This is a genomic window from Ruegeria sp. CDSA089, from assembly GCF_059612205.1.
Window position 1 is genome coordinate 145,571 of record NZ_JBXWQD010000003.1, and the last position, 17,678, is coordinate 163,248.

The 17,678-nt window shown below is 59.5% G+C and carries 20 protein-coding genes; 10 read left to right on the forward strand and 10 right to left on the reverse strand.

Going from position 1 to position 17,678, the window contains the following annotated elements; translation table 11 throughout:
• Positions 1–79: 79 nt before the first annotated feature.
• Genes AC2FJ6_RS09560 through AC2FJ6_RS09575 form a run of 4 tightly spaced genes read right to left on the reverse strand, consistent with a single transcriptional unit; the run spans position 80 to position 2,982 of the window.
• The gene (locus tag AC2FJ6_RS09560; RefSeq protein ID WP_170773056.1) at positions 80–685 is read right to left on the reverse strand and encodes a pyridoxamine 5'-phosphate oxidase family protein; all 606 of its coding nucleotides are present in this window, start codon (positions 683–685) and stop codon (positions 80–82) included.
• Complete coding sequence (locus AC2FJ6_RS09565; RefSeq protein ID WP_170772567.1) at positions 672–1,412, reverse strand: lysophospholipid acyltransferase family protein; 741 nt, start codon at positions 1,410–1,412, stop codon at positions 672–674. The genes AC2FJ6_RS09560 and AC2FJ6_RS09565 overlap by 14 nt, the downstream gene beginning before the upstream one ends.
• Complete coding sequence (locus tag AC2FJ6_RS09570; protein WP_174819436.1) at positions 1,409–2,284, reverse strand: cell division protein FtsX; 876 nt, start codon at positions 2,282–2,284, stop codon at positions 1,409–1,411. The genes AC2FJ6_RS09565 and AC2FJ6_RS09570 overlap by 4 nt, the downstream gene beginning before the upstream one ends.
• 20 nt (positions 2,285–2,304) lie before the next feature.
• Positions 2,305–2,982 carry a cell division ATP-binding protein FtsE gene (locus tag AC2FJ6_RS09575; RefSeq protein WP_170773058.1) on the reverse strand — a complete coding sequence of 226 codons (678 nt, stop codon included), beginning with the start codon at positions 2,980–2,982 and terminating at the stop codon, positions 2,305–2,307.
• Positions 2,983–3,165: 183 nt separating this feature from the next.
• Here AC2FJ6_RS09575 and AC2FJ6_RS09580 point away from each other — a divergent pair, with 183 nt between their 5' ends.
• Positions 3,166–4,107: a zinc-ribbon domain-containing protein gene (locus AC2FJ6_RS09580; protein WP_480875913.1), complete on the forward strand. Its 942-nt coding sequence runs from the start codon at positions 3,166–3,168 to the stop codon at positions 4,105–4,107.
• A 16-nt stretch (positions 4,108–4,123) separates the two neighbouring features.
• Here the strand turns inward: AC2FJ6_RS09580 and AC2FJ6_RS09585 are convergent, their stop codons facing one another.
• The 5 genes from AC2FJ6_RS09585 to argH all read right to left on the reverse strand — a co-directional run bounded on the left by AC2FJ6_RS09585 (position 4,124) and on the right by argH (position 9,829).
• On the reverse strand, positions 4,124–6,661 hold the full coding sequence (locus AC2FJ6_RS09585; RefSeq protein WP_170772573.1) for a TIGR02302 family protein: 2,538 nt from the start codon (positions 6,659–6,661) through the stop codon (positions 4,124–4,126).
• A gap of 40 nt (positions 6,662–6,701) precedes the next feature.
• Entirely contained in the window at positions 6,702–7,967 is a 1,266-nt protein-coding gene (gene lysA / locus AC2FJ6_RS09590; RefSeq protein WP_170772575.1) for a diaminopimelate decarboxylase, read from the reverse strand.
• 65 nt (positions 7,968–8,032) lie between these two features.
• Positions 8,033–8,182, reverse strand: a complete 150-nt coding sequence (locus tag AC2FJ6_RS09595) for a hypothetical protein (RefSeq protein ID WP_170772577.1) — start codon at positions 8,180–8,182, stop codon at positions 8,033–8,035.
• 76 nt (positions 8,183–8,258) lie between these two features.
• Entirely contained in the window at positions 8,259–8,441 is a 183-nt protein-coding gene (locus AC2FJ6_RS09600) for an argininosuccinate lyase (RefSeq protein WP_170772579.1), read from the reverse strand.
• On the reverse strand, positions 8,441–9,829 hold the full coding sequence (gene argH / locus AC2FJ6_RS09605) for an argininosuccinate lyase (RefSeq protein WP_170772581.1): 1,389 nt from the start codon (positions 9,827–9,829) through the stop codon (positions 8,441–8,443). Before argH ends, AC2FJ6_RS09600 begins: the two co-directional genes overlap by 1 nt.
• A 21-nt stretch (positions 9,830–9,850) precedes the next feature.
• On the opposite strand from argH, the gene AC2FJ6_RS09610 reads away from it, so the two are divergent.
• The 9 genes from AC2FJ6_RS09610 (at position 9,851) to yddG (ending at position 17,481) form a co-directional block, all read left to right on the forward strand.
• Complete coding sequence (locus tag AC2FJ6_RS09610) at positions 9,851–10,417, forward strand: TlpA disulfide reductase family protein (protein WP_170772583.1); 567 nt, start codon at positions 9,851–9,853, stop codon at positions 10,415–10,417.
• A gap of 132 nt (positions 10,418–10,549) precedes the next feature.
• Positions 10,550–10,936, forward strand: coding sequence for a hypothetical protein (locus AC2FJ6_RS09615; protein ID WP_480550412.1), 387 nt, complete (start codon positions 10,550–10,552; stop codon positions 10,934–10,936).
• Complete coding sequence (locus AC2FJ6_RS09620; protein ID WP_170773059.1) at positions 10,933–11,904, forward strand: sterol desaturase family protein; 972 nt, start codon at positions 10,933–10,935, stop codon at positions 11,902–11,904. The genes AC2FJ6_RS09615 and AC2FJ6_RS09620 overlap by 4 nt, the downstream gene beginning before the upstream one ends.
• A 91-nt stretch (positions 11,905–11,995) precedes the next feature.
• The gene (locus AC2FJ6_RS09625) at positions 11,996–12,184 is read left to right on the forward strand and encodes a hypothetical protein (protein WP_170784944.1); all 189 of its coding nucleotides are present in this window, start codon (positions 11,996–11,998) and stop codon (positions 12,182–12,184) included.
• Between the two features lie 87 nt (positions 12,185–12,271).
• Complete coding sequence (locus AC2FJ6_RS09630) at positions 12,272–13,105, forward strand: EAL domain-containing protein (RefSeq protein WP_170772587.1); 834 nt, start codon at positions 12,272–12,274, stop codon at positions 13,103–13,105.
• Positions 13,106–13,288: 183 nt separating this feature from the next.
• On the forward strand, positions 13,289–14,464 hold the full coding sequence (locus AC2FJ6_RS09635; RefSeq protein WP_170772589.1) for an acetyl-CoA C-acetyltransferase: 1,176 nt from the start codon (positions 13,289–13,291) through the stop codon (positions 14,462–14,464).
• A 185-nt stretch (positions 14,465–14,649) separates the two neighbouring features.
• Positions 14,650–15,372: an acetoacetyl-CoA reductase gene (gene phbB, locus AC2FJ6_RS09640; protein ID WP_170353550.1), complete on the forward strand. Its 723-nt coding sequence runs from the start codon at positions 14,650–14,652 to the stop codon at positions 15,370–15,372.
• Positions 15,373–15,670: 298 nt separating this feature from the next.
• Positions 15,671–16,618, forward strand: coding sequence for a transcriptional regulator GcvA (locus AC2FJ6_RS09645; protein WP_170772591.1), 948 nt, complete (start codon positions 15,671–15,673; stop codon positions 16,616–16,618).
• The gene (gene yddG, locus AC2FJ6_RS09650; RefSeq protein WP_170772593.1) at positions 16,615–17,481 is read left to right on the forward strand and encodes an aromatic amino acid exporter YddG; all 867 of its coding nucleotides are present in this window, start codon (positions 16,615–16,617) and stop codon (positions 17,479–17,481) included. The genes AC2FJ6_RS09645 and yddG overlap by 4 nt, the downstream gene beginning before the upstream one ends.
• Here yddG and AC2FJ6_RS09655 read toward each other — a convergent pair.
• Positions 17,478–17,642: a YdcH family protein gene (locus tag AC2FJ6_RS09655; protein WP_170772595.1), complete on the reverse strand. Its 165-nt coding sequence runs from the start codon at positions 17,640–17,642 to the stop codon at positions 17,478–17,480. The two genes, yddG and AC2FJ6_RS09655, sit on opposite strands and share 4 nt — an antisense overlap.
• Positions 17,643–17,678: the final 36 nt, after the last annotated feature.

The following is a 17,678-nucleotide window of genomic DNA, read 5'->3' on the forward strand; positions in this document are numbered from 1 at the left end:
GCCTCCGGTTTCGCTCATCCTATTTTTACGTCCGTATTTGTCCACCCGTGTGGCGATACCGTGAAATATTGTGGGCTGATCACCACATCGTTTTCTCGGCGCGCGCGCGCCATTCGGCGTCATAGCGCGCGCCGCCTTCGTCTCCGTTCGAAGCTTCGGCCAGGATCTCCCCCATCGTCGGAAGGGTGGCGCTTTCGTCACCACTGCGCCAAGTACGGGCCCGCATCAAAGCACGGGCGCATTGGGTGTAGACCTCAGCGATGTCGATAACGATCACCGTGGCGGGGTGCTTGCCCTTTTTGTCAAACCGGGCGGTCAAGCTGGGATCCGCAGTCACGCGGGCCGTTCCGTTCACGCGCACCACGTTGTTGGAACCGGGCACTATGAACATCAGCGCCACGCGCGGGTCACGGACGATATTACGCAGGCTGTCCAACCGGTTGTTTCCACGCCAATCCGGCAGGGCAAGTGTCCTGTCGTCCAGCTCCAGAACCACCGGACCATCGTCGCCACGCGGGCTGCCATCCACACCTTCCGGCCCAACCGTGCTGAGGATGCACAGCCGCGAAGCCATGATCCATTGCCGGTAAAGCGGAGTCAGAAGAGGCGCAACCTTGCGCAAAGACGGTGCCGCTGGCGTACCATAGAGCGCCTCGAGCGTTTCGATATCGTCAATGTACTGCATCCAGGTCAAACCCCACTTCCTGCATCAACGCGTTCGAGCGCGTTTCGATCACCTCTTCTAGGCGGGCCAGAAACGGATCGCGGTCAACGCCGGGCTCGATCTGGTCAAGGAAATCGACGATCGCAAGGCCCGGCTTGCGCATAATGCCCGTGCGGGGCCAGAAAACACCCGCATTGGTCGCCACAGGAATGCACGGAAAGTTAAGCCCCTCATACAGCACGGCGGTTCCAACCTTATAGGGTTTGCGCGCGCCGGGCGCGACGCGCGTTCCTTGCGGGTAGATCACCAACTGGCCGGGTTCGGAAAACTCTTTGGCCACATCCTTGACCATCTTGGCCACCGCCGCGCCACGCTTGCCACGATCCACCGGGATACAGCCCAGCCGACGCGCATATATCCCGATGATCGGTGTCCACATAAGCTCGCGTTTCATGATGAACTTGGCCTGTGGCATGGCATTGAAGATCATCATAATATCAAGAAACGACTGGTGTTTTGCCCCAACAACCACTTCATCAACCGGTGGCGTGCCACGCACTTCACAGCGGATACCGACCATCCAGCTAGCCAGCCACATGGTGCTGCGCGCATAGGTCTTGCACGCCCGTCGCGCACCTTGTTTTGCAAAGATTGCATAGGGGGCGAACACGATCCCAAGAATCAGCATCCACACATAGATCACGATCATGAAGATCAGTGACCGAACCCATTGAACTGCCGCCATCACGAAAGCTCCTTCAATTTGCGCGTTGCCGCCGTCCAGGTCGCCAGAAAAGCCACGGCTGCACCGAGGATCGGGATCAGCGCCGGCAACAACCAGCCCAAACCGCGAAATCCCAGACCGGTCAGAAACCCTCCCTCATCCGAGGCTTCGGGCAATAGCAACACCCCGATCATACCGAACAGAACACCGACCACAGCCCCAAAAAAAGCGCGATAGGTGAAACGGCGCACAAAAGCATGGGCGATGAACCGGTCGCGGGCACCGACAAGCCGCAGAACCTCGATAATCTGGGCATTGGCCGCAAGCGACGCATTAGCCGCCAGAGTAATCATTGCCGCCGTTGCCCCTCCGATCAGCAGGATCGAGATCCAACCCAAACGCCGCAGTGACATGGCCGCATCGACCAGCGGTGCGCGCCAGCGGGTGTGGTCGTCCAGAACGGCGCCCGGTGCCTCGGCCCCCAGACGCAGGCGCAGACCGGCCACATCCATGCCGGGCTCGCCCTCGATAATCTCGATCAATTGCGGTACGGGCAGCGTGTCCAGTGGCAGGTCGGACCCGAACCAGGGGGACAACAACGCGATCTGTTCCTCGGCAGTCAACGCGCGCGCCGAAGCCACACCCGGTGTTTGTGACAACACATCCAACGCGGCCTTAGTCTGGGCCGCCATCTGATCTGCCGGGGCATTGATACGCAGGGTGGCCGCACCAGCCAGTTCCGTGGCCCATCGTTCGGCCAATCGGTCAGATGCAAGCGACAGTGCCAGTGCAAACACCGCCAGAAAGGCCATCGCGCCGGACACGAACAGGGTCAGATGCGCCGTATACCCGGTCGGGGGCACCACCCGGTCGGCCCTGCTATCGGGCAACAGCATGTTGCGAAGACTGTCTTGCGTCACAGATCAGCCCCCGCCAGTTGCACGTTGCGTTGCGAAATCCGCAGAACCCGTGCCTGCACCTGGCTTTTGGCCGCCCGGATCAGGCTAAGATCATGGGTCGCGATCAGCACAGTTTTACCCATCTTGTTCAACTCGACCAGCAGCCGCAACAGGCGCTGCGACATGTCCCAATCGACATTTCCGGTGGGTTCGTCGGCCAGAACCACATCTGGCGACAGGATAACCGCCCGTGCCAGGGCGGCGCGTTGCCGTTCGCCGCCGGACAGCTCGGGGGGCAAAGCATCCTGCCGTGCGCCCAGCCCGACCCAGTTCAGCAACTCGTCCATATCCTCTTTCTGCGCGTTTTCACCTTTGCCGGACACCATCAGTGGCAGAGCAATGTTTTCCGCCAATGTCAGGTGATCCAGAAACCGGCAATCTTGGTGGACGACCCCAATCCGCCTCCGTAACAGAGCCATCTGATCCCGATCCAATTCCGCAACATTCTGATCGCAGGCAGTCAACCGTCCCGAAGTTGGCAACAATGCGCCATAGCAGAGCTTCAGTAACGTGGTTTTGCCCGCGCCAGACGGGCCGGTCAGAAAGTGGAAGGACCCCGGTTGCAGATGCAGGGACACATCGCTCAGCAATGCGTCACCACCATAGGTATAGCTGACATTTTCCAGCTCGATCACAGGGGCCCCCAGGTTGTTCACCGCCCTTCTTGCCCGAGCGCGGTTTATGTTTCAATCTCTGCACCGGGTCGAATTGGCGACACTTGTCGTGTGAAACCGAAAACACCCTTTGCGGTCAGGTCTTAACGGAATATCATTCCTGAAAAAACTATTATCGGGCCAATATTGTGGCCAGGAGGCAGTATGCGTCTTACATGTCCGAATTGCAGTGCCCAGTATGAGGTTCCGGACGAGGTGATCCCGGCAGAAGGCCGCGATGTGCAATGTTCGAACTGCGAAAAGACCTGGTTTCAGGCCAAGACCACCGTACCCCAACCTGACCCGATTGTACCCGAGGTAGAGGCAAGCGAACAAGCGCCCGAGCCTCAACCGGCTTCGCGACCCGCGCCGCAGCCAGAACCCGAGCCGCAGTCTGCACAACAACCTGCGCCGCAACCAGAACCCGAGCCGCAGCCTGCACAACAACCTGCGCCGCAGCCGGAGCCCGAGGCAGCGCCACCACAGCCAGAACCAAAGCCCGCGCCGCCGCCTCAGCCGGAACCGGAACCCCAACCCACACCTCAGGCGGCGCCCAAACCTGCGGATACCCCCACAGGCAGCCATGTCGACCCATCGGTCTCCAGCATCCTCAAGGAAGAGGCCGCGCGCGAGGCCGATCTGCGGGCGCAAGAGGCAGAAAGCCTTGAAACGCAGACCGATTTGGCCCTGACCCCGCCAGAACCCAAACCTACGCCGGAGCCTGAACCTGAACCCGATCCGGAGCAGGCGATCCGCGAACTGACCGCCACCGAGGCCGCCAAAGACTCTGCGAAAAAAGAAGATTTGCCGGACGTGGAGGCCATAAATTCAAGTCTGCGCAGCGACGAACCTGTTGCGAAAAAGAAGCCCAAGAAAAAGAAGAAAGAACAGGTTCAGCCTTTGCCCCGCAAGGCCCCCAGCGGCGGGTTCCGCCGCGGATTCCTGCTGATGGTCGTCATTGGCGTGATCCTGTTTCTGATCTACGGCAACGCGCAACAGATTTCCGAAGCTGTCCCTCAAGCCGATCCGGTGCTGGACAGCTATGTCTCGTTAGTTGATCAGGCGCGGCTGTGGCTACAAGCGCAGACCAGTTCAGGCGCGCAGTAAATCAGACCTTGAGAAATCAGAACCGTTCGAGCAGACGTTTGAGGTATTCAAGCTCAAGCTGCGGGCGGTCTGATTCACCGGTCCGGCGGCGGATTTCATCCAGAAGCTCGCGCGCGCGGCGATAGACGTCCTCGCCTTGAAGCATGCCTTCATCGGTCGAGATTGACCCAGACGACCCCGGACTGCGCCCCAGCGGATCGCGGTTATTGGCCTGCATATCACCGTCCTGCGTGCCTTGACCCGGTTGGTTCTGCTGGTTTTGCGCCAATGCCTCGCCCAATGAGCGCATCCCTTCGCGCAGCGCCTCCATCGCCTCGGATTGACGGTCAATCGCCTCGGCCAGATCATCGCCGCGCAGGGCCTGTTCTGCATCATCCATGGCACGACCCGCGCGGTCCAATGCGTCACGTGCGGCATCCCCTTCGGGCGTTCCGCCACCCGGCAGGTTCTGCTGCTGGCGGCTCAATTCATCGCGCAGGGCCTGTTGTCGGTCCGCCAGCGATCCCTGACCCTGCTGGCCCTCGCCCGCCTGATCCGAGCCCTGACCCTGGCCGCCTTGCCCTTCATGGCTTTCGCCGCGCCCCTGACCACCGTTGCGGCCTTCATTGCCTTGGTTTTCACCAGCCTGCGCGCCCGGATTGAACTGTTCCTGCAAATCCCGGAACGCCTGATCGCTTAGTCCCTGCTGTTCGCGCAGCGTCTCGGCCAGTCCTTCCATGGCCTGTTGGCCTTCGGATTGTTGGCCCTGACCCTGTCCTTGGGTGACACGCATATTCTCCATCATCTGCTGGAATTCCTCCAGCGCCTGTTGGGCTTCGGCCATCCGGCCCTGTTCCATCAGCTCCTGAATACGGTCCATCATGCGTTGCAGGTCGTCCTGCGTCATTTGCATGCTTTCGCCATTCTGGCCGGACTGACGCTCTTCGCTATCCCCTTCCTGCGCTAGGCGCTGAAGCTGACGCATGTACTCGTCCGTGGCCTCGCGCAGCTCTTGCATCAACTCCGCGATTTCCTCATCTGTCGCACCATTCTGCATCGCTTCGGTCAGGCGTTCTTGCGCGCGCCGCATCCGTTCCAGCGCATCGGCCAGCGTTCCATCTTCGATCTGCACCGCCAGATCCCACAGGGCCTGCGCAATCTCGGCCTGCTGCTGAGGTTTCAGACCGTATTCATTGAAAGTCTCAAGCCGCCGCAATGTCACGCGCAGCCGCAAGTATGCGGTATCCGAGCGGAAGAAGCCTTCGGGAAGGTGCGACACCGCGCGCAACAGTTGGGAGACTCGCGTTGCGTTGTCCCGTGTCCAAAGCAGGTCGCGACGTTGTTCGATGATTGCCGCCGCCAGCGGGTCAAAGAACCTGCGCGCCGGCAAAGCGGTCATATAGGGCTCAGACTGCGTTTCCTGATCAGCCGCATCGCGCGCGGTCAGGGTAATCTTGACCGGCAGATGCGCCCAAGGGTGCTCCGAGAAGTCCTCGATCAGGTCTTCGATGAAATCAGACCGGTCGCCGGTGATCGGCATCGGTAGCTCCACCGCAATCGCCTCGCGCGGTTCGGGTTCAAGCGTCAGGCCATAGCGGCGATCGACCGAGGCCAGATCAAGTTCAATCAGGGCCGAGCCGGATTCGACCCCATAATCATCCCCCGCTGCGAAAGGCAGCTTCATCCGCCCACCCGCCTCGGACTCGGCGATATCTGCCACCGCGATATGGGGCGGTGCGTCTGCGATGATATCCAGCGCCCAATCCCGGCCTGAGGGGCCGTCGATTTTCAGAACACCCGATTTATCGACAACGATTTCTTGTTCCGGATCGGTCGCGCCTTCGGTGCCCAGAGGCGTGGTGGTTTCAGTCAGGCTATGCGCGCCGACTTCTCCGTAAAACCGCAAAGTAATTCGGCTTCCCTGAGGAATCGACAAGGTCGGGTCGGACTGATCGGCCAGATACAATGTCGGCAGACCGGTATAACGCGGAGGCTCGACCCAGCCTTCCCAACTCGGCCCCTGTCCTGCGACAGCGGCGCCGGGGGTCATCTCGGCCACCGTACCAATACGCCAAAACGACCCGAAGAGCGTTGCGATCACCAGCGCCAACAGGGCCGAATAGCGCAGGGCATAGGGATCACGATCCGCAAGCCGCAGGTTGGGCTTCACCGGCTCAGCCTGCGCGGCACGTGCGGCCATGCGGGATTGGTGCGCCTGCCACAACGCCACAGAATCGGCATCCATCGCACCAATGGCCTGATCATCCATCAGAGCCTGAATCGGCCGCCCTGGCAGGGTCTCATCCAACCGCATCAGCGCCTCGGCCCGGCTGGGGATATGGAATCGCCTTGCGCCAATGACCAGCGCGCCCAACAGACTCAGTAAAGCCAGTGCGCCGACGATCCAGACGGTTTCAACCCGTACGAAATCCTGCAATCCCAGCATCAAAGCCGCCAGAATCGCCATCAGGATCGAGAAAAACGGCCAGAAAGCCCGCCAGACCTGCTCGGCCAACATCCCTGCATGGGTCAGCCACAGGGACAGTCTAGGGATCGGCAGGGTCTGTTTAGCCATTAAGGCGGGCCTCCGTCAGCAGGCCCGCGCGCCTATCGCGTCAGAGCCATTCGGGTATGGTATCGCGGTTTATGATTTCGTCAAAGCTCGGGCGTTCACGAATTACGGCGAATTGATCTTCGTGCACCAGAACCTCGGGGATCAATGGGCGCGTATTGTACTCACTGGCCATCACCGCACCATAGGCCCCGGCGCTGCGGAAAGCGACCAGATCACCGGCTGCAAGCGGCGGCATGTTGCGCTGTTTGGCAAAGGTGTCGCCGGTTTCGCACACGGGGCCCACAATGTCATAGGGTTGCTGTTCCACGCCTGGCGCTGGCTCGGTCACGGCGACGATGTCGTGATGTGCCTCGTACATCGCGGGGCGGATCAGGTCGTTCATCGCACCATCAAGGATCAGGAAATCACGCCCCTCGCCCGATTTCACATAGATCACCTTGCTGACCATTAGCCCCGCGTTGCCTGCAATCAGCCGACCGGGCTCAATTTCAATCTCGCACCCCAGATGGCCCAGTGTTTTCTGGATCAGCGCGCCGTATTCCACCGGCAGCGGCGGCGCGTCATTGGCGCGGGTGTAGGGGATGCCCAGCCCGCCTCCCAGATCAAGACGGCGGATATTGTGCCCTTCGCTGCGCAGTTGCTCGGTCAGCTCAGCGACCTTTGTATAGGCCCGTTCGAACGGCTCTAGCTCGGTCAGTTGCGAACCGATATGGACGTCGATACCAATTACATCCAGCCCCGGCAGGGTGGCGGCATGGGCATACACCTCGGACGCGCGGGCGATCGGGATGCCGAATTTGTTTTCCGACTTGCCGGTGGCGATCTTGGCGTGGGTCTTGGCGTCTACATCCGGGTTCACCCGCACGGTGATCGGCGCAATCACGCCCAAGTCCAGTGCAACCGCGTTGATCACCTCCATCTCAGGTTCGGATTCCACGTTGAACTGGCGGATGCCGCCGGCAAGCGCAGTGCGGATTTCATCCGCTGTCTTGCCAACGCCCGAGAATACGATCTTTTCGCCAGGCACGCCCGCGGCCTTTGCCCGCAGGTATTCCCCGCCCGAAACCACGTCCATCCCCGCGCCCGCCTGCGCCAAAGTCTTCAAAATCGCCTGATTGCTGGCCGCCTTCATTGCGTAGCAGACAAGATGATCCATCCCGTCCAGCGCGTCATCGAACAGCTTGAAATGCCGCAGCAAGGTCGCCGTCGAATAGACATAGAACGGGGTTCCGACCGCGGCTGCGATTTCGGAGATTGGGACATCCTCGGCGTAAAGCGCGCCGTCGCGGTAGAGAAAGTGATCCATACAAGCGCGCTTAGACCAAAAGAGGTCTGCGGATCAATGGATTCCGTGCACGGCGGCGCGGGCCGTTACTTGCGAACGCCGACCCCGACCCGACCATAGCCTGAAATCGAAATGCCAGACCCGCTGGTTTGCGCTTCAGGCTCGGGGCGCGGTGTGTAGGACGGATCACAGGCGGCCAGGAAGAGAACGGGCAGAAACAGTGCGATGAATTTCATATTTGTCTCATGTATTTCGATCCGGTCCTTCAGATCGGGTCAGGTTCGAAAGTTCAGAATTTGAATTGACGATCAGTTACAGCCCCAAGAACACGCCCAGACCGCCTTTACGCAACCCGACACCAACGCCGCCATAGGTGCCGCTGCTGCCGACGCCGATATTGGCGCTCATGGTGGGTTGGATCGGCTCGCCATCCGCACCGCACCCGGCCAGCACCGCACCAGCCGAGACCAAAAGCACCACACGTAAAATCCGCATCACACCAGCGCCTTCCACCGCTTGATCTGGGCCCGCACCTGATCGGGTGCCGTGCCGCCAAAGGATTGACGCGAGTTTACCGAATTTTCGACCGTAAGGACAGAATAGACATCGTCGGTGATATCAGCGTGAACCGATTGCATGTCCTCAAGGGTCAGATCAGGCAGGTCGCAGCCCTGGGCTTCGGCCATGGCAACAAGCGATCCGGTGACGTGATGCGCATCGCGGAACGGCAGGCCCAGCACCCTTACCAGCCAGTCAGCCAGATCGGTCGCCGTCGAGAAACCTGACCCTGCCGCAGCCGCCAAACCGTCGCGGTTGGCGGTCATGTCCTTGACCATGCCCTCCATCGCGGCCAGCGCCAGCATCCAGTTGTCGGCGGCGTCAAAGACTTGTTCCTTGTCTTCCTGCATGTCCTTGGAATAGGCCAGCGGCAAGCCCTTCATCACCATCATCAGCGCGGTGTTCGCCCCGTAGATCCGGCCGACCTTGGCGCGGATCAGCTCGGCCGCATCGGGGTTTTTCTTTTGCGGCATGATCGACGAACCGGTCGAGAAGCGATCCGACAGCGTCACAAACCGGAACTGGGCCGAGGACCAGATCACCAGTTCCTCGGCAAAACGCGACAGGTGAACTGCGCAGATCGAGGCGGTGGACAGGAATTCCAAAGCAAAATCTCGGTCGCTGACCGCATCAAGAGAGTTCGCGGCTGGGCGGTCAAAGCCCAGCGCCTGGGCGGTCATGTCCCGATCGATAGGGAAAGACGTGCCCGCAAGCGCAGCAGCGCCCAAGGGAGATTCGTTCATCCGCGCGCGGGCGTCACGGACACGGGAAAGGTCGCGGCCAAACATCTCGACATAAGCCATCATGTGATGACCCCATGTGACGGGCTGCGCCGTTTGCAAGTGGGTAAATCCGGGCATGACCCAATCGGCCCCAGCCTCGGCCTGTGTCAACAACGCCCGGATCAGCGCCAGCAGGCCGGTTTCGGCCGCATCGAACTGATCACGCACCCACAGTTTAAAATCAGTCGCGACCTGATCGTTTCGCGAACGCCCTGTGTGCAAACGACCCGCGGGCTCTCCGATCACCGCTTTCAGGCGCGCCTCGACATTCATATGGATGTCTTCCAGCGCCGTCGAAAACTGAAACGAACCGGACTGGATTTCTGACAAGACTGTGAGCAGCCCTTCCCGAATAGCCTGCGCATCACTATCACTTATGACGCCTGTGGCCGCTAACATGGCGGCATGGGCGCGCGAGCCTGCGATGTCCTGGGCTGCCATCCGCTGATCGAACCCGATCGAGGCATTGATTGCCTCCATGATCGCGTCTGGACCGGCGGCAAAGCGGCCGCCCCACATCTGGTTCGAGGATTGATCGGTCATGTAAGAAAACCCGGAGTTGATATGCGCCTATTTCGTCTGATCCCCCTTTATATGGCCCTTGCGCTGGGTGCAAATGCGGCTTTGGCCGCAGATATAGAAACTCTTAAGCTATTGCGCGAAGGCACGTTGAAACGGCTGATCCTGCACAAAGAGCCCAAGCCCAAGGCCGCTGTTGAGTTTCAGTTGGAAGATGACGGCGGTACAGCGACACTGGCCGATTACAAAGGCAAATATGTTCTGGTGAACTTCTGGGCCACGTGGTGTGCGCCTTGCCGAAAGGAAATGCCCCAGATCGCTGAGCTTCAGGAAGAGTTCGGCGGCGACAAGTTCGAGGTTGTGACACTTGCCACTGGCCGTAACTCACCTGCCGGTATCAAGAAGTTCTTCGACGAAACCGGTATCGACAACTTGCCCCGCCATCAGGATCCCGGTTCGGCTGTGGCGCGGGAATTCGGCGTGATTGCCCTGCCGATTACTGTGATCCTTGATCCCAACGGAGACGAGATTGCCCGTCTGATCGGCGATGCCGAATGGAACTCGGACAGTGCCAAGGCGATTGTCGGCGCATTGGTGGGCGGCGAAAGCTGATCGCAGTCGACTTTAAAAATGCAGTAACCGGTCCGTGCCTCGCGGGCCGGTCGTTTTCTGCGAAAGGCTTACGCAACGCCACCTTTGACACTGCCGCAGCCGACTTGCACTCTGTCCTGCGGGAGGATGGTCATGCCGCTTGGAATATTGCTGGTTCTGGTGATCGGGGGGATCGCGGGGATCACCTTGATGATGCATCTTGCGGGCAAGTCTCGTGTCACGCAGCTAACCCCGGACGTCGCAAAAGCCGCTTGGTTGCGACATGTACCCGGCGACGAGGTTGTTGATGTAACAATCACCAATGACGGCCATACGGCTTTGATCCGCACACCTGCGGGCAACGGTCTTGTTTGGTCTTTCGGCGCCGACACGGTCGCGCGACACCTTCAGGATTTCGATTGGCTGGACCACCCCAAAGGGTTCGAGGTCCGCTTTCACGACTTCGGCACGCCCCGCGTCCTGATCCACCTCGATGACACCGAGCGCCAGCACTGGCACAACCTGATGGAGCCCGCATGACCGACCAAGTCACCTTTCCGGATGCCGTTCAGTGGGCCGTCCCCTTTTTCATCGCTGCGATTCTGGCCGAGTTTCTTTGGATAGCCGTCAAAGGCAAAGGTGGCCGGTACGAGACACGCGATGCTATAACCTCGTTGATCATGGGCGCGGGGAATATCGCTTCGGGCCTGCTGCTGGGGTTCATCGCCTATGCGTTCTTCATGTGGCTGTGGCAGATCACTCCGTTGGATCTGGGCACCTCGATCCCCGTCATCGTCCTTTGTTTTGTGTTGGATGACCTGCGGTATTACTGGGTGCATCGGTTCGGCCATCGCATCCGCTGGGTCTGGGCCAGCCATGTGAACCACCACAGCTCGCAGCATTACAACCTGACGACCGCGCTGCGACAGACCTGGACCTATACCTTCACTTTCATGATGGTCGTGCGCGCACCCCTGATATTGTTGGGGTTCCACCCGGCCATGGTTCTGTTCGTGGGCGGTCTGAACCTGATCTATCAGTTCTGGATCCACACCGAAGCCATCGGCAAGATGCCCCGCTGGTTCGAGGCGGTGATGAACACCCCCAGCCACCACCGCGCCCATCATGGCCGCAATGCGCGCTACTTGGACAGCAACTATGCCGGTGTCTTCATCATCTGGGACAAGATGTTCGGAACCTTCGTCCCCGAGCAGGAGGATGACCGCGTTGATTTCGGACTGGTCCACAATATCGGCACATTCAATCCGTTGCGCGTGGCGTTTCACGAATGGGTCGGGATCTGGCGCGATGCCTCGCAACCGGGCCTGACCCTACGCCAGCGTCTGGCCTATTGCTTTGCCCCACCGGGGTATAGCCACGATGGAAGCCGGGACAATTCCCAACAGATCAAAGCCAAGCACATCGCCCTGCACCCCGAAGATCGCGGAACGCCCGGATTCGAGCATTTCCGGGCCGACCTGCCCAAATCGCAGGCAGAACAGGCTTAAATTCGCCGATCCACACGGTTTCGTTTCTTGAATACCGATCCGAGCGGTCCATATCACATTGATACGCAGCCGCTTAACCCGGAGATCTGATATGACCCGCATCACGACCCTTTCGACCTTTCTGGGATTGGCGGGTCTGGTCGTGGCCATGTTGTCCGCGCTCAGCGGCGGTGCAGCGCCTCTTATCGCGTTTGGTTTCATTATGATGGCTCTGGGATTTGCAGGCGCAGTCATCGGGGCGGCGATTACGGTCGGTCGTGCCTGGGAGGTTGCCCGTTAGTCGGCAATCGCACCCTCATTAACCTCAAATTCACAAGTTTCGTCTGAAATCCAACCTTGACCTAAAGCGACAAAAGGCAAGGCAATCATGGCGGACAAACACCTGGCAGATTTGCCCGAAGGGTCGGACAGCCCTTTGGACGCGGCTGTGACATCGCGCGATGCCTCAACGGTTCAAATGGCCTCGGACGCCGTGAAGCACAGACAATGCAAGCTGGCCTTTCAGCCGGTGATGCAGGCCAACGCGCCGCACGGCGTCGCCTTCTACGAAGGGTTCATCCGGGTACTGGACGAAACCGGCCGGGTAATTCCCGCGCGAGATTTCATGCCACAGTTGGAAAACACGCCTATCGGTCGGGAACTGGACTGTATTGCCTTAGAGATGGGGTTGCGCACACTGGCCCGACACCCCGATATCCGCCTGTCCATCAACATGTCCGCGCGCTCGATCGGCTTCGCGCGATGGTCCCGCGTGCTGGAGCGGTTCTTGAAGAAAGACACCAGCATCGGCGACCGCCTGATCCTTGAGATTTCGGAAAGCTCGGCGATGACCCTGCCCGATCTGGTGATGGATTTCATGGATCGGATGCAACCGCGCGGTATTGCCTTTGCGCTGGACGACTTCGGCGCCAGCAATTTCAGTTTCCGCCATTTCCGAGAGTTTCTGTTCGATGCCGCCAAGATCGACGGCCAGTTCGTACGCGGCATTGCCGCCAACCGGGACAATCAGGCCCTGGTCCGCGCCCTGATCGCCGTCGCCCGCGAGTTTGAGATTCTTGTCACTGCCGAATCGGTCGAAAGGAAAGAAGACGCAGAGTTTCTTGTCGCAAATGGCGTCGATTGCCTTCAGGGTTTCTTGTTCGGCGCACCCAGCGTATCGGCGCCATGGACGGCAAAGAACATTGAACAATCAGCGGGTTGACCCGCGCGGCATTACCCAACTTCGGCCTGAGACAAGCTGACCGTTGCTGCATGTGCAGCATTGCGCTATTCCATGGACAGTTGGAGCGGGGGATCATGAGGCGCTCTGAACCGATAAGGGCCTTTCCCTATCGCCTGCGCCGTCACGTTTCCCACAGAACCTTGACGGTAAAGGATTGTCTTAATGACCAACGTAGTAATCGCATCCGCAGCACGCACAGGCGTCGGCAGTTTTGGTGGCTCGTTCGCAAACACACCCGCGCATGATTTGGGTACCGCCGTTCTCGAAGCCGTCGTCGAACGCGCTGGGATCGAAAAGGGTGAGGTCAGCGAGACCATCATGGGCCAGGTTCTGACTGCGGCACAGGGTCAGAACCCAGCGCGTCAGGCGCATATCAATGCGGGTCTTCCACAGGAAAGCGCGGCCTGGGGGATCAACCAAGTCTGCGGTTCGGGCCTGCGCGCGGTTGCACTGGGTGCGCAGCATATCCAACTGGGCGATGCGGAAATCGTCGCTGCTGGTGGTCAGGAAAACATGACCATGTCTCCTCACGCTGCCGCGCTGCGCGCCGGTCACAAGATGGGTGACATGAAATATATCGACACCATGATCCGCGATGGTTTGTGGGATGCGTTCAACGGCTACCACATGGGTCAGACAGCCGAGAACGTAGCCGAGAAATGGCAGATCAGCCGCGATATGCAGGATGAATTTGCCGTCGCCAGCCAAAACAAGGCCGAAGCCGCACAAAAAGCTGGTAAGTTCGCAGATGAGATCACGCCCTTCACCATCAAAACCCGCAAGGGCGACATCGTGATGGACAGCGACGAATATATCCGGCACGGCGCAACGATGGAGGCGATGGCCAAGCTGCGCCCCGCTTTCACCAAGGATGGCTCGGTCACGGCGGCCAACGCATCCGGCCTGAATGATGGCGCAGCGGCGACCCTGTTGATGTCGGCAGAAAACGCCGAAAAGCGTGGGATTGAACCTCTGGCCCGAATCGCCTCCTATGCGACGGCGGGCCTGGACCCATCGATCATGGGCGTTGGCCCGATCTACGCTTCGCGCAAAGCACTGGAAAAAGCGGGCTGGTCAGTCGACGACCTGGATTTGATTGAGGCCAACGAAGCCTTCGCTGCGCAAGCTTGCGCCGTGAACAAGGACATGGGTTGGGACCCGTCGATCGTAAACGTGAACGGAGGCGCAATTGCCATCGGCCACCCGATCGGTGCCTCGGGCTGCCGCGTTCTGAACACGCTTCTGTTCGAAATGAAACGCCGCGACGCGAAGAAGGGTCTGGCGACCCTTTGCATCGGCGGCGGCATGGGCGTCGCCCTGTGCGTGGAGCGCGACTAAGCTATTAAGCACTGAACATAGAAAGGGCGCCCCGCAGGCGCCCTTTTTTGTTACATTGGGGCTGACCCAAAGATGCGACGATATTGCCCTATGGGTTTTGTTGATTCTCGACGAAACAATATTGCGCAAGATCACCTATCAAAGTAACAGCATTACCAAGACGACTTAAATTGGAGGAAGCCTAAATGGCACGTACAGCACTCGTCACCGGCGGTTCCCGCGGCATCGGCGCAGCAATTTCCAAGGCGCTGAAAGCCGAAGGGTACAATGTTGCAGCCACCTATGCCGGAAACGACGAAGCGGCCGCAAAATTCACCGAGGAAACCGGCATCGCCACATACAAGTGGAACGTGGCTGATTATGACGAATCCAAAGCGGGTATCGAAAAGGTTGAGGCCGAGGTTGGCCCCATCGACATCGTGGTCGCCAACGCGGGCATCACCCGCGACGCTCCGTTCCACAAGATGACCCCGGAACAGTGGCATCAGGTGATCGACACCAACCTGACCGGCGTGTTCAACACCGTCCACCCCGTCTGGCCCGGCATGCGCGAGCGCAAGTTCGGCCGCATCATCGTCATCAGCTCGATCAATGGTCAGAAAGGTCAGTTCGCACAGGTGAACTATGCCGCGACCAAGGCCGGTGATCTGGGCATCGTGAAGTCGCTGGCACAGGAAGGCGCGCGGGCTGGTATCACCGCAAACGCCATCTGCCCCGGCTACATCGCAACCGAGATGGTCATGGCTGTGCCTGAAAAGGTACGCGAGTCGATCATCGGCCAAATCCCGGCGGGACGTCTGGGTGAGCCCGAAGAAATCGCACGCTGCGTGGCCTTCCTGGCATCGGACGATTCGCAATTCATCAATGGCTCGACCATTTCGGCCAACGGTGCGCAGTTCTTCGTCTGATCCCAAATTCAGAATCAAAAAAGGGCTGGTCACTATGACCGGCCCTTTTTTATCCCGTAAGAACGCGCGCGCTGCGCTCAGCGGGAACCAAATAGCCACTTCACCAAGTCACCGATCGCGCGGGACCGTTCGAAATGGGCACGCCGAAAGGCGCGGGCGACAGAGGGGCTGGAGGTAGCCTCGATCATGACAAGTATCCTTTCAGTTCAGCTTTGTTTGACTTGAGATCAATATGAGGCTTATTTTCTAAAGCGACAAACGAGCTTTTTTCTGATCTCAATTAAGAATTTCTTGCCCTATGAGCGACTACCTTCCGCCGCTGACCGCCTTGCGCGCCTTTGATGCCGCCGCCCGTCACATGTCCTTTGCCAAGGCTGCTGAGGAACTGCATGTCACGCCCTCAGCCCTGTCCTTTCAGATTAAGTCGCTGGAGGAACATCTGGGACGCCCCCTGTTTCGTCGCCTCAATCGGGCGGTGGAATTGACAGAGGCTGGGCGCGCCTTAGCCCCTGGCGCGGCAGACGGGTTCGCCACATTGCAAGCCGCGTGGCAGGCCGCCCGGCGGCAAGGGAATGATACCAGTCTGACCGTTACGGCGGGCCCGGCGTTGACGGCCAAATGGCTAGCTCCCCGACTATATGACTTTGCCCGGGCGCATCCTGAGATCGACCTGAAGTTCTCGGCCACATTACGTAACATGGACCTCGAACGGGACGATGTGGATGTGGCGATCCGCTTTGGCTATGGCGGGGATGAGGGCCTGTATTCCGTGCCCGTCCGCAAGGAATGGCTGACCCCGGTGATGACACCGGATTTGGCCGAACAATTCCCAACGCCTGAAAGCCTGCGGGAGGCGCCATTGATCTTTGACGACTCGATTGCGTTTCTGCGGCCCCCGTCTGACTGGCCCACCTGGTTTCGGGCCGTCGGGGTAGACTTCAACCCACAGCACGGCGCGCATTTTTCCAACGCGGATCATGCGATTGACGCGGCAGTTGCCGGAGTGGGCGTCGTGCTCGGTCGAAGGGCTATGATTATCAAGGATCTGGCAGAGGGCCGGTTGGTCGCCCCCTTCAAGGTCGCAATCGAGACCATGGGACGATTCCGGTTCCTGTGTCTGAAAGGGGCCGAAAGCAGACCTCAGATTGCGGCATTCCGCGATTGGTTCATGTCCGAGATTGAAAAGACTGCGCACTTATCGGATGAGTTCGAAATCATTCCTGTGGAAGAGGTACCCGCACCGTGACAAGAACGCACGCAACAGGAATCGGTTTTGTCGCCGTCCTGCTTTGGGCCCTGCTGGCCCTCTTTACGGTTGGGTCCGCGCCCACGCCGCCTTTGCTGCTGAACGCCCTATGCTTTTCCATCGGGGGGACGCTGGGATTGGTTTGGACATGGGCCACAGGCGGGTTAAGTCAGCTTCGAGAAATCCCCTGGACCACCTATCTGTTCGGGACAATCGGACTTTTTGGCTATCATGCGCTGTATTTCTCGGCTTTGCGAATGGCCCCTGCCGCAGAGGCCGGGCTGATCGCCTATCTGTGGCCTCTGCTGATTGTTCTGCTCTCGGGGCTCTTGCCCGGAGAACATCTGCGCATCGGCCATTTGATCGGAGCCTGTCTGGGTTTCGCCGGGGCCGCCGTGATCATCGCGGGTGGGGGTAGCAGCGGTTTCCAGGCCGAACATTTGCCTGGCTATGCACTGGCACTGCTGTGCGCGCTGACATGGTCGGGCTATTCCGTGCTGTCGCGTCGTCTGGGCGACACGCCAACCAGTTCGGTCGCTGTGTTCTGTGTGGCCACGGCCGTTGCCTCGGGCCTTTTGCACATCGCCATTGAAGAGACTGTCTGGCCAGAAACCATTCTGGGCTGGGGATCGGTCATAGCTCTTGGGCTGGGGCCCGTTGGCTTGGCGTTTTATGTCTGGGATATCGGGGTCAAGCAGGGAGACATTCAAATTTTGGGCACGTCATCTTACGCGGCCCCGCTTCTGTCTACACTTGTTCTGGTGGTCGCCGGGATCGCCGCCCCAAGCTGGGGTCTGGCGATCGCGGCCGTTTTAATCACTGGCGGCGCTACAATCGCCGCCCGGGCCAGTATGCGCCGTTAACTCGACAATCGCTCAATCTCTTCCTTGAGCTTTAGTTTCTGTTTTTTGAGCTGAGCAATGTGAAGGTCGTCGATACCAGGCGAGCGTTGTGCTTGTTCAACTTCAAGACCGAGGTTTTCGTGCTTTTTCTTCAGTTCGGTCAGGTGTGCGCTCACGCTCATGGCGGTACTCCTCTGTTGATGTCTGAGTTTCACGTA